This window comes from Gilliamella sp. BG7, assembly GCF_046635565.1.
GTDB lineage: Bacteria > Pseudomonadota > Gammaproteobacteria > Enterobacterales > Orbaceae > Gilliamella > Gilliamella apicola_P.
In genome coordinates this window covers 43601-58174 of record NZ_JBIDFB010000005.1, presented here as the reverse complement: position 1 = coordinate 58174, position 14574 = coordinate 43601, and the positions used below count along the sequence as shown (strand labels likewise).

At 33.4% G+C, this 14574-nt stretch carries 18 protein-coding genes; 11 read left to right on the top strand and 7 right to left on the bottom strand.

The window, feature by feature from the left end:
- Positions 1-75: 75 nt before the first annotated feature.
- The 4 genes from lpxK to ACGH49_RS04870 are packed head-to-tail and all read left to right on the top strand — an operon-like array spanning position 76 to position 2749.
- Positions 76-1089, top strand: a complete 1014-nt coding sequence (lpxK, locus tag ACGH49_RS04885; protein WP_411588440.1) for a tetraacyldisaccharide 4'-kinase — start codon at positions 76-78, stop codon at positions 1087-1089.
- On the top strand, positions 1086-1271 hold the full coding sequence (locus tag ACGH49_RS04880) for a Trm112 family protein (protein ID WP_411588439.1): 186 nt from the start codon (positions 1086-1088) through the stop codon (positions 1269-1271). Before lpxK ends, ACGH49_RS04880 begins: the two co-directional genes overlap by 4 nt.
- Before the next feature lie 17 nt (positions 1272-1288).
- Entirely contained in the window at positions 1289-2053 is a 765-nt protein-coding gene (gene kdsB / locus ACGH49_RS04875) for a 3-deoxy-manno-octulosonate cytidylyltransferase (protein WP_297224069.1), read from the top strand.
- A gap of 3 nt (positions 2054-2056) precedes the next feature.
- Positions 2057-2749, top strand: a complete 693-nt coding sequence (locus ACGH49_RS04870; RefSeq protein WP_297224068.1) for a DUF2461 domain-containing protein — start codon at positions 2057-2059, stop codon at positions 2747-2749.
- Between the two features lie 24 nt (positions 2750-2773).
- Here the strand turns inward: ACGH49_RS04870 and ACGH49_RS04865 are convergent, their stop codons facing one another.
- Both ACGH49_RS04865 and ACGH49_RS04860 read right to left on the bottom strand, forming a co-directional pair.
- A complete protein-coding gene (locus ACGH49_RS04865) occupies positions 2774-3436 on the bottom strand; it encodes a MarC family NAAT transporter (protein WP_411588438.1) in 663 nt (220 codons plus the stop codon).
- 272 nt (positions 3437-3708) lie between these two features.
- A complete protein-coding gene (locus ACGH49_RS04860) occupies positions 3709-4227 on the bottom strand; it encodes a single-stranded DNA-binding protein (RefSeq protein ID WP_411588437.1) in 519 nt (172 codons plus the stop codon).
- A 218-nt stretch (positions 4228-4445) separates the two neighbouring features.
- Between ACGH49_RS04860 and corA the strand changes: the two genes are divergently transcribed.
- From corA to ACGH49_RS04840, 4 genes are all read left to right on the top strand, one after another.
- A complete protein-coding gene (corA, locus tag ACGH49_RS04855; RefSeq protein ID WP_034912903.1) occupies positions 4446-5387 on the top strand; it encodes a magnesium/cobalt transporter CorA in 942 nt (313 codons plus the stop codon).
- Positions 5388-5575: 188 nt separating this feature from the next.
- Positions 5576-6538, top strand: coding sequence for a glucokinase (locus tag ACGH49_RS04850; RefSeq protein ID WP_411588436.1), 963 nt, complete (start codon positions 5576-5578; stop codon positions 6536-6538).
- A 25-nt stretch (positions 6539-6563) separates the two neighbouring features.
- The gene (locus ACGH49_RS04845) at positions 6564-6812 is read left to right on the top strand and encodes a YcgL domain-containing protein (protein ID WP_411588435.1); all 249 of its coding nucleotides are present in this window, start codon (positions 6564-6566) and stop codon (positions 6810-6812) included.
- Positions 6809-7231 carry a YcgN family cysteine cluster protein gene (locus ACGH49_RS04840; RefSeq protein WP_411588434.1) on the top strand — a complete coding sequence of 141 codons (423 nt, stop codon included), beginning with the start codon at positions 6809-6811 and terminating at the stop codon, positions 7229-7231. The genes ACGH49_RS04845 and ACGH49_RS04840 overlap by 4 nt, the downstream gene beginning before the upstream one ends.
- Positions 7232-7264: 33 nt before the next feature.
- Here the strand turns inward: ACGH49_RS04840 and ACGH49_RS04835 are convergent, their stop codons facing one another.
- Together ACGH49_RS04835 and ACGH49_RS04830 are read right to left on the bottom strand one after the other, a co-directional pair.
- The gene (locus ACGH49_RS04835) at positions 7265-7822 is read right to left on the bottom strand and encodes a YggT family protein (RefSeq protein WP_411588433.1); all 558 of its coding nucleotides are present in this window, start codon (positions 7820-7822) and stop codon (positions 7265-7267) included.
- A 36-nt stretch (positions 7823-7858) separates the two neighbouring features.
- The gene (locus ACGH49_RS04830; protein ID WP_411588432.1) at positions 7859-8560 is read right to left on the bottom strand and encodes a YggS family pyridoxal phosphate-dependent enzyme; all 702 of its coding nucleotides are present in this window, start codon (positions 8558-8560) and stop codon (positions 7859-7861) included.
- 37 nt (positions 8561-8597) lie between these two features.
- On the opposite strand from ACGH49_RS04830, the gene ACGH49_RS04825 reads away from it, so the two are divergent.
- From ACGH49_RS04825 to ACGH49_RS04815, 3 genes are all read left to right on the top strand, one after another.
- Positions 8598-9539 (top strand): type IV pilus twitching motility protein PilT, encoded by a 942-nt coding sequence (locus ACGH49_RS04825; RefSeq protein ID WP_065608588.1) that lies wholly within the window; start codon positions 8598-8600, stop codon positions 9537-9539.
- A 119-nt stretch (positions 9540-9658) separates the two neighbouring features.
- Positions 9659-10468 carry a pyrroline-5-carboxylate reductase gene (gene proC, locus ACGH49_RS04820; protein ID WP_065608590.1) on the top strand — a complete coding sequence of 270 codons (810 nt, stop codon included), beginning with the start codon at positions 9659-9661 and terminating at the stop codon, positions 10466-10468.
- 302 nt (positions 10469-10770) lie between these two features.
- On the top strand, positions 10771-10980 hold the full coding sequence (locus ACGH49_RS04815) for a cold shock domain-containing protein (RefSeq protein WP_065560231.1): 210 nt from the start codon (positions 10771-10773) through the stop codon (positions 10978-10980).
- A gap of 413 nt (positions 10981-11393) precedes the next feature.
- Here the strand turns inward: ACGH49_RS04815 and ACGH49_RS04810 are convergent, their stop codons facing one another.
- From ACGH49_RS04810 to ACGH49_RS04800, 3 genes are all read right to left on the bottom strand, one after another.
- Positions 11394-11915, bottom strand: coding sequence for a thermonuclease family protein (locus ACGH49_RS04810; protein ID WP_411588430.1), 522 nt, complete (start codon positions 11913-11915; stop codon positions 11394-11396).
- Between the two features lie 97 nt (positions 11916-12012).
- Positions 12013-12534 carry a bifunctional 3-hydroxydecanoyl-ACP dehydratase/trans-2-decenoyl-ACP isomerase gene (fabA, locus tag ACGH49_RS04805; protein WP_034909831.1) on the bottom strand — a complete coding sequence of 174 codons (522 nt, stop codon included), beginning with the start codon at positions 12532-12534 and terminating at the stop codon, positions 12013-12015.
- Positions 12535-12651: 117 nt separating this feature from the next.
- Entirely contained in the window at positions 12652-14424 is a 1773-nt protein-coding gene (locus tag ACGH49_RS04800; RefSeq protein ID WP_411588429.1) for an AAA family ATPase, read from the bottom strand.
- Between the last annotated feature and the right edge of the window lie 150 nt (positions 14425-14574).

Sequence of the window (14574 nt, the reverse complement as noted above, 5' to 3'; positions counted from 1 at the left end):
TATAGGCAACTATAATAATTGTTATATTGAGATATAAAACAATTTTACTAAATGTAATTGAGTGATGTTAAAGTTATGATTGAAAAACTGTGGTATGGTAAAAATCGTTTATTTTGGTTATTCATACCATTTTCCTTATTATATGGTTTAATTGCTATTTTCCGTCGCTTTTTATATCAAGTTGGTATTTTAAAATCTTGGCGATCTCCTGTACCTGTTATTGTTATTGGCAACTTATCTGTTGGCGGTAACGGTAAAACGCCACTAGTTATTAGTTTAATTGAATCGTTAAAACAAAAAGGATTACAGGTTGGAGTCGTTTCACGAGGATATGGAGGCAAGGCTGATAACTATCCGCTTATTTTAGATAATACAACCACAACCGAACAAGCAGGTGATGAACCTGTGCTTATTTATCAACGTACTAGTGTACCTATTGCTGTCTCACCTTATCGCTCTGAGGCTGTTCAAGCGTTATTAAAGCAGTACCAGTTAGATGTTATTTTGACTGATGATGGTTTACAACATTATGCTTTAGCGCGTGATATTGAAGTGGTGGTGATTGATGGAAAGCGACTATTTGGTAATGGATGGTGGATGCCGGCAGGGCCAATGCGAGAGCGTGAAAGTCGGTTAAAATCGGTTGATCTTATCGTCATCAATGGTGATAGTGTAAATAATTTAGCGCAGCAGTATCCTAATAAAACCTTTACTATGCAATTAATGCCCTTGTATGCAGTGAATTTACTTACTCAAGAAAAAAGAGCGTTATCTTCGTTGTCAAATATATGTGCTATTGCTGGTATTAGTAATCCAAAACGTTTTTTTAATATGTTAGGTAAAATGCAAGCGGATGTGGTTGAAACCGTTTCTTTTGCCGATCATCAAAAATTTACTTTACCGTTGTTAAACAATGTTGCACGTAATAAACAAACACTTTTAATGACTGAGAAAGATGCAGTTAAATGTAGACAATTTGCTCAACAAAATTGGTGGTATCTGCCCATCGATGCAGTAATACCTGTGCAAGTTATTGATCAAATCTGTTTATTACTAGCTGAGACAAAATCCCAAGAGAAGAAAAAATGAAAGATATCCTATTAAACGCACTTGCTTGTCCTAAATGCCATGGCCAATTGCAATATAATACTACTAATCAGCAGTTAATTTGTCATGCAGATAATTTAGTTTATACAGTTAAAGATAATATTCCGGTGTTGCTAGAATGTGAAGCTAAACCACTTAACCAATCTGAATGTATTAAAGAATAAATAATAAGGTCTTAATTATGAACTTTTCGGTTATTATTCCCGCTAGGTATGCTTCGAGCCGTTTACCAGGTAAGCCACTAGCGGATATTCATGGTAAACCAATGATTGTGCGTGTAATGGAGCAAGCAAAAAAATCCTCAGCTAATCGAGTGATCATTGCAACCGATCATCAGCAAGTTTTTGATGTAGTCAAAACGTATGGTGGAGAAGTTATTCTGACAAGTGATAAGCATAATTCAGGTACTGAAAGGTTAGCAGAGGTGATTAATACTTATCAATTTGCAGATGATGAGATTATTGTTAATGTACAAGGCGATGAACCTTTAATACCGCCTATCATTATTAACCAAGTGGCTGAAAATTTAGTGCAATATAAAACGGGAATGGCAACGTTAGCTGTGCCAATTGATTCTGTTGAAGAAGCATTTAATACGGGTGCTGTTAAAGTTGTGACAGATAAAGATGGTTATGCGCTTTATTTTTCAAGGGCTACCATTCCTTGGGAACGCGATCGTTTTGCGAAATCAGCTGAACAGTTAAAACCGTCTAGCATTGGTGATTTTTATCTTCGTCATATTGGTATTTATGCTTATCGTGCTGGCTTTATTCGTCAATATATTAAATGGGCACCATCAACGCTTGAGCAAATTGAGATGTTAGAACAATTAAGAGTACTTTGGTACGGTGAAAAGATTCATGTTGCTGTGGCAAAACAACCTCCTGCAATTGGTGTTGATACATTAGAAGATTTAGAAAAAGTAAGAGCGTTATTTAAGGAGTAAGCAATGGCAAACTTTACTGGGTTTACGCAAGAAGGGCTTAATTTTTTACAAGACGCTTGGATTAAAAACAGCAAACCGTGGTTTGAAGAGCATCGTGCTATTTATGATAACGATTTAGTTAAACCGTTTAGGCTTTTGGTTGAACAATTAACACCAGAGATGCTCAAAATTGATGAGTGGTTTGAAACTCGTCCTGCTATTGGTAAAACGATTTCACGTATACATCGAGATACTCGTTTTTCAAATGATAAATCACTTTATCGTAGCCGACTATGGTTGACATTTAAACGACCAAATAAAGATTGGAAAGAAGCGCCTGCTTATTTTTTTGAAATTAGCCCTAGTAGTTATCAATATGGACTTGGCTATTATTGTTCGTCAAAACAGACGATGGATATTTTTCGAGATGAGATTATTAACGATACTAAGAAGTTTTTGACCATGACACGTTGTGTCAAAAAACCATTTGAACTTGTTGGTGAAAGCTATAAACGTCCTTTAATCAAAGAGCAGGATGCTAAAATTGCAACATGGTATAACCGAAAAAATCTCGCAGTTATGGTAACAAGTAATCATATTGAAGACGTGTTAAATAGTGACTTACCCAAAAAATTAATTAAAGGATTTAAACAACTCGTTCCACTCTACGATTATTTAATGCGAGTGGAAATGATTAAAAATATACCAATGCTTTAGCTTTATTGAGTTTATGTTTTTATATTAGATATTAGGGAAATTTAATATAATTTCTTTCACACCATTAATTATAAATTGTGTTCCAACACAAACTAATAAAAAGCCCATAATTCTTGAAGTGGCTTCAATGCCACTTTTTCCCATAAAGCGCATTATACTGCCAGCACTGCGCATACAAAACCAAAGAATAATACATAATAATAAAGGCACTAATATCGAAGCGGTATAAACAACCCAAGTTGAAACGTTATAGCCACCACTTTTTACTGTTGATGACATACTTATTATCATTGCAATCGTTCCGGGTCCTGCTGTACTTGGCATGGCGAGAGGAACAAAAGCGATATTATTTGAGATCTCTTTCTTTTTTGCATCTGCTTCAAGAGTTTTGTGTGATGGTTGCTGTGGAAATAACATTCTAAAGCCAATAACGCCAACAATCATGCCACCAGCAATACGTAATCCGGGAATCGATATGCCAAATGTGCTCATCACTAGTTGCCCACAATAAAACGAGACAACCATAATTATAAACACATAAATACAGGTCAATTTTGATTGGTAATTCCGTTCTTCATTGGTCATATCCCCAGATAGACCCAATAACAGTACCACAGTGGTTAAAGGATTCGTTAAAGGAATAAATAAAATTAAACCAAAGCCGACAGTTTGTATAAGTTCCAACATAGATTTATTTTAAATCCAACAAAATTTGTAGCTAAGTATAATTGAAATAATCAAAAAATGATATATGGAGGTGGTTGTAATTGGGTATCGGATTTTATTACCATGTTTGAAAAAATTGCAGGTTCTACGCTGATAATTATAGGTCTAATATTAGTAAAAATAATACTAAATCTGAATAATTCTTATAAATTAGTAGATAAAATGTGATATCAAATTAAAGTTTGAAAGGAGTATAATATTACTCCTTTCATTTAATCAAATAGGACTTCTAATCAGAATGGAATATCATCATCAAAATCCATCGGCGGTTCTGGGGTTGCTGCAGGCTGTGCTGGCGCATTTTGTGTTGTAGGACGAGACTGAGCCATTGGTGCTGATGAAGAATTATTAGCACTTTGTCCCCAATTTTGTGATCCATCGCCCATATTTTCACCACTATTGCGTGTTCCTAGAATTTGCAAAGTACCGCCAATAGGGTTTATTACAACTTCTGTCGTGTAACGATCTTGTCCTGATTGGTCCTGCCATTTTCGAGTTTGTAATTGTCCTTCGAGGTAAACTTGTGAGCCTTTTTTTAAATATTCGCCCGCAATTTCAGCTAATTTACCAAATACAACAACGCGATGCCATTCAGTTCGCTCACGATTTTCATTAGTTTGTTTATCCTTCCATGTTTCCGATGTTGCAATGCTAATATTTGCAACAGCATTACCATTAGGCATGTAACGAACTTCGGGATCTTGACCTAAATTACCAACTAAAATGACTTTATTTATTCCTCTACTGGCCATTATTGACTCCTAAAAATTACACTAAGCATTTAAGTTGCGTATTGTAACATGAGACTGCAGTAATATCAGCGAATTTAATTCAATAATGGAATTTTGCGTTCATTTTATAAATGATATAGAAAGATAGGTTTAAACATAGGAATTTGTTGCTATAGCGAGTATAATGCCAAACATTTGTTAATGTGATGTTCTAAAAGATTTTTCCTATAGGAGGCCTTATGATTAATGCGTTTGGATTGAAAAACAAACAATTAGTAAAAATTAATGAAGGCGATATAAATAATGCAACTTGGATTGATTTAATTGAGCCAGAAGAAGCTGATCGAGATTTTGTTTTAACACATTTAGGACAAAACTTAGCAACTAGTATTGAACTTGACGATATTGAAGCGTCAGCTCGTTTTTTTGAAGATAACGAAGGTTTACACGTCCACTCTTTCTTTTTTTATGAAGATGCTGAAGATCGTGCTGGCAACTCAACGGTAGCTTTTACAGTGCATAATGGTCGTTTGTTCACTCTACGTGAGCGAGATTTACCAGCATTTCGTTTGTATCGCATGCGATCGCGCTATCAAGGCATGAACGATGGAAATCCTTATGAAGTTTTACTTGATTTATTTGAAGTTAAAGTTGAGCAGTTAGCAGATCAAATTGAAAATATCTACAGTGAACTCGAAGAATTAAGTTTAATTATTATGGATCGTTCTGCTCAAGAGCATTATGATGAAGCTATTACCTCATTGGCTGAACTTGAAGATACCGCGTGGAAAGTTCGTCTTTGTTTGATGGATAGCCAACGAGCGGTTAATTATTTAGTTCGCCGAGCAAAAATGCCAGTAGATCAGCTAGAGCAAGCTCGTGAAGTTATTCGCGATATTGAATCGCTTGTTCCTCATAATGAGTCATTATTCCAAAAAGTAAACTTTTTAATGCAAGCTGCAACCAGTTTTATCAATATTGAACAGAGTCGAATTATCAAAATTTTCTCGGTTGTATCTGTTGTGTTTTTACCCCCAACGGTAGTTGCTTCAGCTTATGGTATGAATTTTGAATTCATGCCAGAATTAAAATGGGAATATGGTTATCCGTTTTCATTACTATTAATGTTGCTAGCAGGCGTTGCTCCTTATATTTATTTTAAACTTAAAAAGTGGTTGTAGATTTATTGATTTAAATTGAGTTTTTATTCGATAGTTTTTTAATATATTAGATGAAATTCTTATCGTACTAACTGCTTAGGATAATTTAATATAAATAATTATTAATATCAGCAATATACTTTCATCGATTGATGGGCAAAACTTATTATTTTAACTAAAAAGAATTAATTTATCATAAAGGAAGTAACATGAATCAATATGCACTTGTCACCGATATTGGTGGAACTAATGCTCGATTTGCGCTTTATAATTTGGCTACAAATGAGTTATCAGCAATAACTAAAGTTCTTATTGCAAAGGATGATGTATTACTAAAATTAATTAAGAATTACTTACAAGCTCAATCAGTTACTATAAAAATGGCTTGTATTGCAATTGCCTGTCCGATTAATGATGAAGATATAATTAGCATGACAAACAATGATTTGTCGTTTTCACGAGCTAAATTAGTTAAGGAACTTAATCTTGAAAAACTAGAAGTAATTAATGATTTTACAGCAGTATCGACTTCAATCCCTAAATTATCTAAACAAGATCTTGTTCAGATTGGTGGCGATGAACCTGATTTAGATTATCCAATTGCAATTTATGGTGCAGGTACAGGGCTTGGAGTGTCGCATTTAATTAAAGTTAATGGACGCTGGATTAGTTTGTCAGGAGAAGGGGGGCATACAGAGCTTCCAATGATAAGTGATGATGAAGACCGTATTTTAATGCAACTTCGCAAAAAATTTGGGCGTGTTTCTACTGAGCGGTTTTTATCAGGCAATGGTATTGTTAATATTTATCAAGCGTTGTTACAAATTAATAATCAACCAGTAATAGAGATTACACCCGACATTATTGTTGAGAAAGCTCTATCTAAAAGTTGTCCACTTTGCTTACAAACTTTAACCTATTTTTGTACTTTTATGGGGCGTTTTGGAGGTAATTTGGCATTAACACTTAATACACAAGGTGGTGTTTATATTGCTGGTGGTATTGTGCCGCGTTTTATCGAATTTTTTAAAACATCTCCATTTAGAGATGCTTTTGAACATAAAGGGCGTATGTCCTATTTAGTCAAAAAAATTCCTGTTTATGTAATAACACATGAAGATCCAGGCTTGTTTGGCGCAGGTGTTTATTTACAAAATTGTCTTAATAAATAGTATTAATGAGTAAAGGTTTTATTCTATGATGTGGTGTTATATTTACCGAAGTACCAAAAAAGAGAACAGCTATCTATATATGGAACATGAAAATGATTTTTCAACGATTCCTGAAAAAGTAATGTCTATTTTTGGTTCTCCTGTTTTTGTCATGAAAGTATTACTTGACGGTAAACGAAAATTTGTAGTTGGTACCGCCACTGAAATAGAAGAAAAAATTAAAACTGATGGATTTTTCTTACAAATGCTAAAAGAAGATGATTTCAAAGTATGATTGAGCCATTTTGGGAATCTAAGACATTAGCTCAGATGAGCGATGAAGAATGGGAACAGCTCTGTGATGGTTGTGGTCAATGTTGCTTAAATAAATTGATGGACGAAGATACAGACGAGATCTTATATACTAATGTTGCTTGTAATTTGCTTGATTCCAATACTTGTCAATGTAAACATTATAATAGACGTTTTGATTATGAACCCGATTGTATCAAGTTAACTCGTGATAACCTCCTTACCATTGAATGGTTACCTTTAACCTGTACCTATCGTTATTTTTCTGAAACAGGGCAATTGCCACATTGGCATCCGATTATTACGGGTAATAAAAAGCTTATGCATAAGCTGAAGATATCAGTTAAAAATCGGATTGTTTATGAAAAAGATGTGATTTGTTGGGAAGACCATATTATTTAAAATAGGGAGCTACTGCTCCCTTTTGATTTGAGTTTAAAGTATCAGCCATAAATATCCAAATACATCAACAGCAAGCATATTTAAAAACATTAAAATAAATACAAAAATCATAAATGAGATATCAATCATTCCAAGCGGTGGCACAATACGGCGAATTGGTGCTATAAGTGGCTCAGTTAACTGGGTAAGTAATTCATCTGTATTTGATTGTCCACGGCTAACCCAACTTAGAATTGCTCGAAATAGTAATAACCAGAATAATAAATGCCCAAATGCATGAGCTATGGCAGCAACAGCATAAAGTAGGTATTTACTAGCCCAAATTGATTCACTAATCATTCCATAGTTGGAAATAAAAAGAATTTTGATGACGGCAACAAAGTATAAAAGAACCCATGTAGCGGTATCGATTTGCTTAATAGAAGGAATGACTTTGCGTAGTGGACCGATAACAGGTTGAGTTATTCGTACGATAAATTGGGTAAATGGGTTATAGAAATTTACACGCACACGCTGCATCCATAAACGCAAAATTAAAACATAGAGACATACCGTTAAGATGGTATTACCTAGAAAATAAAGCGATGTCATTTAAGACTCCTTAAAATAAACTATTCGGGCAATATATCACAAATACTGTCTTGTTCCAAAGATCGCTGTACCTATTCGAACCATAGTGCTACCAGCAACAATAGCAGCTTGCATGTCGCCACTCATGCCCATGGATAATGTATCCATAAATGGATAATCAGTTTGTAAAGAACGCAAAAGCTCATGCATTTTGTTAAAGACGTTTAATTGTTTGTCAAAATCATTTTCAATTTCAGGGATCGCCATTAATCCACGTAAATTTAAATTGGGTAGTGTTATAATTTGTTTTGCTAAATCAGAAACTTGTTCAGGATCAACCCCCGACTTGCTGGCTTCTTTACTAATATTAACTTGAATAAGTACATTTAAGTTTTCCATATTAGCTGGGCGCTGAGCATTTAAACGTTGAGCAATTTTAAATCGATCAATGGTATGCATCCAATCAAAGTGTTCAGCGACTAATTTGCTTTTGTTCGATTGTAATGGACCAATAAAATGCCAAGTTAATAAAGTATTGGGAAGTGTTTGTTTAAAATACAGGATTTTTTCAACGCCTTCTTGAACATAGTTTTCACCAAAAGATAGTTGACCTGCATCTATCGCTTGTTTGATTAGGGTTACTGGTTTTGTTTTACTGACCGCAATAAGTTCGATTGTATTGGGATCTCGTTCGCATTTTTCGGCTATTTTTTGAATTGTGTTTTTTATAGTAAGTAAATTGTCACGTACTGTATTCATGTTAATTCCCAATTAATAAACTAATAGGTAAAATATAATGTTAAAATCGATGTTGTCGCTTAGTGTAACGCAAAAAGCATCTGATTTGCACCTTTCAAGTGGTGAAGCACCATGCATTCGAGTTAATGGGCAATTAAAGTTTTTGTCTGAAGACAAATTATCTCCGGTAGAACTTGAAATTAAATTACTCAATTTATTGGAACAACCACAAATTGATATCTTAAAACAAAGTGGACAAATAGATCTTACATATCATTTGGTTGAAGTAGGGCGATTTAGAGTTAATATTTTTTATCAACAGCGCGGCATTTCTGCTGTGTTTCGCATTATTAATCATCGGATACCTACTCTTTCGGAAATTAATGCCCCCAATATTTTTAAGGATCTAGCCGTAATTGAGTCGGGAATTATTCTTGTCACAGGTGCAACAGGAAGTGGTAAAACAACGACTTTGGCGTCATTAATTCAATACATAAATTCAACAGTAGCTAAGCATATTATTACCTTAGAAGATCCGATTGAGTATATTTATCAAAATGATAAATCGTTAATTCAGCAATGCGAAGTGATAAATTTCACAAGCGCTATCGATAGCCTTTTAAGACAAGATCCTGATATCCTATTGCTAGGAGAACTACGCAATAAACGTTCAATCCAAGCCGCATTAACGGCTGCTGAAACAGGCCATTTAGTTTTTGCTACTTTACATACTAGTTCTGCTATTCAGACCATTAATCGTATTATTGATGTATTTGAATACGGCTCTCGAGATTTTATTCGCTCGCAACTTTCCAATAGTTTAAAAGCTATTATAAATCAAAAATTAATACCTATTGAAAATGGACGTAAAGCATTATTTGAAGTGCTTATAAATACATCTGCCGTTAGCAATTTAATCAATGAAGGTAAAATTAAGCAAATATTTTCCCTTATGCAAAATGGGCAGCAATATGGTATGCAAGTAATGCCGGACTGTTAATATAATCTGCATTTTTTTATAAAAGTAATTAAATAATTTCTTAGAATATAAAATTTTGAGATTTATATATAAAATCAATTATAATCTTTTTAAATAATCTTTTGTAAAAGAGGGTGAAAATGGAACAACGAATTGGTTTTATTGGTTTAGGTAACATGGGGAATGCTATATTGCAAGGTATTTTGGGTAGTAATATTGTGCCGGGAACACAAATTTATGTTTATGATCATCATCCGGAAAAAGGTCAAGTTCTTAATCAAACTTATTCAGTAAATAATCTCGATTCAGCAAGAGATGTTGCTCGAGAAGCCGATATAGTTTTTGTTGCGGTTAAGCCTAATGTGTTTGTTGATGTACTTGTTGATATTCAAAAAGAATTAAAGAAAAATACCATTGTAATTTCAATTGCAGCGGGTGTTACTATTAAAACAATTGCCAAATGTGTGGGTTATGAGCAAAAAATTATACGAGTTATGCCAAACACACCAGCCCTTGTTAATGCTGCTATGTGTTCAATTACCCCTAATACCGAAATTACCGATGAAGAATTGTCTATTGTTCAACAATTGTTAAATTGTATTGGTGAAACTGAAGTTGTTCCTGAAGGTTTAATTGACGCAGTTATTGGCGCAAGTGGATCTTCCCCCGCTTTTGTGTTTATGTTTATTGAAGCACTAGCAGATGGCGCGGTTAAAGGCGGATTATCAAGAAAACAAGCTTACAAGTTTGCTGCCCAAGCAGTTTTAGGATCGGCAAAACTATTATTAGAAACAGGTAAACATCCTGGGGAGTTAAAAGATATGGTCTGCTCACCTGCAGGTACAACCATTGAAGGTGTGCAAATACTTGAAGCCAAAGGATTTAGATCGGCTGTTATTGATGCAGTGGAAGCAACGATAAAAAAATCTCAAATAATGGCAAAAAATTAATATTATAAAATTCATAATGTTATATCTTCAAATTAGCGTTATGAATTATTTTTACTGATATAATAAGTAATCTTTTAAAAAGATTGCTTGCATTAGTAAACTAATTATGAGTAAATAGAAACAAGCATACGACATGCGGATTTATTTTGTAACATTTCGATATATGTAGTTTGTAGTTTACTATGTCTTAGAGATTAGTTTTCTTTAGTATATTCTTCTTAGTGTTAATAAGTAATCTAGGTTTTATGTTTTTGAATAAGCCCTTTAGGGGCTAAAGTTAATTTATTTATAGGAAGATTATTATGTCTAAGAAAACTGGCCAAGTAAAATGGTTTAACGAAAGTAAAGGTTTTGGTTTCATTTCTCCCGCTGATGGTAGCAAAGATGTATTTGTACATTTCTCTGCAATTTCTGGCGATGGATTCAAAACTTTAGGTGAAGGTCAACAAGTAGAGTTTTCTATTCAAGATAGCCCTCGAGGTCCTTCAGCTACAGATGTTAGTGTGATCTAATTTTTTTTATTATCTTATCAGCATTTGCTGGTAAGATTTATATATTTCCATCCTAAAATTTTTCATTAAATCCTAGTTATTTTATAATATTTAATTTGTTTTTTTTATACATTACCAATAAATATGAAATATAAAAAGGTAAAAATTAGTATTTTTATGGCACTTTTAGGCATTTTTCCTGTAGCTATGGCTGATTTGTCTGAAGCTTGTAAAAATTTTATATTGATAGTTAACTCAAAACTAGCTCTGATGATTTAGCAATTAAATAACCAACTGACATAATCAAACAAAGCTTAGAATATAATAAACAATAGATTTCTGTACTACCAGCCGATAATCAAGAAGTAGACTTGCTTAGCATTGACATGTTGAAGCTCTACTCCTCTTAAAAAATAGGTATTTTATAAGGCGCTTTATTTGTTATTATGTCGAAAATCCCAAGGAGCTATTGGATGTTTATCTTTCCATAGTCCTATTTGGTTCTGTTTTGCTCTGGCCTCTAATTTTACCATCATTTTGTTATTAGCTACCCCTTTATAACGATATGCCCAAGCATAACCTTTTTCGACCATTTTGGCATTAATATTAACTTTATTTAAAAAAATAGTACCTAAGGTTCTTTTATAGATATCTTTTTTGTTTTCTTTAACAAAGACATTTTTACCAGCAATAAGTGAAGCTAAATATTTCCGTGATACATTACCATAGGCTTGTTTACTTTCAGGAGCATCGATATCAAGCAAACGAACACGGATTTTTTGTTTTTTGACAGTTAAGATATCGACTGTATCGCCATCAATTACTTTGACAACTTTACCATTGAAATCAGCATAAACTAGCGTGTTTGATAAAAAAAATAAAATAATACAAATCAATAAATGTTTTAAACGATTCATTATAAATAAAAAAGTATAAAAATTTGTAGCATTATACATGATTGTTTATGCTATAACTACATATGAATTTGATAAAAAAGAGATGATGTCAACCTTACTTGTATTTAATAAGGCTGACAGAAAGAGTGACTTTTAATTAAAAAGCGTTGGTATCTTGGAATAGACCTACTTTTAAATCAGATGCTTGATAAATAAGCTTACCATCAACAAAAACTTCACCATCACCGATACCCATAATTAATTTTCGATTAATTACACGTTTGAAATGGATTTTATAGGTTACTTTTTTATTAGTTGGTAGTACTTGCCCTGTAAATTTTACCTCACCAACACCTAAAGCTCGCCCTTTCCCTTTACCGCCAATCCAACCTAAATAAAATCCAACTAATTGCCACATAGCATCAAGTCCAAGGCAGCCAGGCATAACCGGATCGTTTTTAAAATGACATTTAAAAAACCATAAATCAGGATTAATATCAAGTTCAGCTTCAACAAAACCTTTGCCAAAGTTACCACCGTTTTCATTCATTTCGATAATACGATCCATCATTAACATTAAATCAGATGGTAATGGTGGTCCATCATGACCAAATAACTCATTATTGCCTGATTTAATCAGATCTGCTTTATCGTAAGATGATTTACGTTCAAATGTCATAAAAAAACCTTTTATTTAATGTAAATTAAAACATGTTTTGAAAAATTGAAAGTTAGCTAACTCTCTTTTTCTATTTCGTAATTAATAAAATTTTGAACCAAAGTTTATTTGGTATTGTTACTTTTTGCAATATTTTTGCCATCTACTTAACCAACTATCTTGTTTTTTGTCTTGTAGTAATACTGCATGCATACGTGCGTGAATTAATTGGTAAAGATTGATGTTACTTTTATCTTTATACGGAATACCTGTCAGCAAATAAAGAGCATCGGCAATATGTTCAACTGTCCATATTGAAAACTTCTCTTGTTCAATAGCTTCAATAACTTCATCACTTAAACTTAGATGGCGTTGATTGATAGCTGGTATGATCACTCCTTGTTGACCTGTTAAGCCTTGATGCTGACAAACGGCAAAAAATCCTTCAATTTTTTCGTTAACGCCACCAATTGCTTGAACATGACCAAATTGATCCACTGAACCGGTTACAGCCAACTGCTGATCGATAGGTTGCTGAGATAAAGCGCTAATGATTGCACAAAGTCCGGCAAGCGAAGCACTATCACCATCAATTTCACTGTAAGATTGTTCAAACACTAAAGAAGCCGAAAAAGGTAATTGGTGATTAAATGCAAACTCAGACATGATAAAAGCTTGCATTATCATCATTCCTTTTGAATGAATATTACCGGCTAATTCTGTTTTGCGTTCAATATCAATGAGTTCACCATCGCCAAAATGAATAAGGCAACTTAAACGTGTCGGTTCGCCGATAGTTTTTGGATGTCCAGGATATTCAATTACCGATAAACCATTTATTTGTCCAACCACTTGATCTTTCGTATTAATCATTATTTGATTACTAAATATCTCCTCATGTAGCCTTTCTTGCAAATAATTTTCGTGCCATGATTTTTGCTTTATAGCAGAAGTGATGGCTGATTCATCGATTACACTATTTTGCATAAAGTGTGTAGCATTAACTAATAGCGAATTAATCCAATCTACCGAAAGAGGGAGGTAATGTTGATCACCAGTATAGCGAGTAGCCTCTTTGTAAATTTTTGCTAAAGCTAAGGTGTCAATATTAGGTAATTGTTGTTTATTAGCGATAAATTTTAAGTAATTAATCCAGTGTTCTATTTGCTCGGATGATTTGACTGGTAATTCATTTTCAAATTCAGTATAGATAGAAGTTGAATAAAATTCAGGTTCAAAATCTTGTAATTCTGCTAAACTTAATCTATCCCCAACTAAAATGATTCGTAAATCAAGTGGCATAGGAGGAATAGACAAAGGTAAAGGATGAGATTCGTCAGCTGAAACCCATTCAAATTCTTGCTTTATTACCATTTGTTTTAGTTTAGACCATAACAATGGTTGGCTAAGTAGTGAGCGAAGGCCTAAAATTAGAATGCCGCCATTAGCACGATGAACAAGTCCAGCTTGTAATTTTATAGGGCTATTCTCAGGTTGTCTAACACAACCAAATAGTTTTTCACTATCAACAGATGATGCAAATAAACAATTGTCTTGGGCTGCAAAATTATCTTGTTTGCTCTTTGCATTGGTCAGCGTAATTTTACTTTCGCTAAAAAAATAACTATAGCCTAATGAAGGTGAAGATAAATCAGATTTAATGGCTTGTCTTAGTAAATCAAAAAAAAGCTCACTTTCAGGAGCTTTAAGCAACATAAAGCGGGGGCTATAACATACTCTTTTGGGTGGGCATAACAGTGCTAAGGCAGAGGCCAAACGTGGTTGCCACATGAGTAAATGTTCTGATTTTTCTGATTCTAATGATATTGAATTATTAGTTTTGTTTCTAAGTTCAGAAATATAGGATAAATCAGGCTGGATCAGTTTTGCGTTGAGTTGTTTAATTGCCAAAGTTTTTATCTTTTTGTTAACTTATTTCATTTTGAAATTATAACAAGTATCCGATGTATCGCCAACAGATTACCAAAATCTTTATGGTAGCAAATAAAAAATTTACAGAAAGATTTTTTAAAATAAGGTAAACTAAAACATAATTTATTG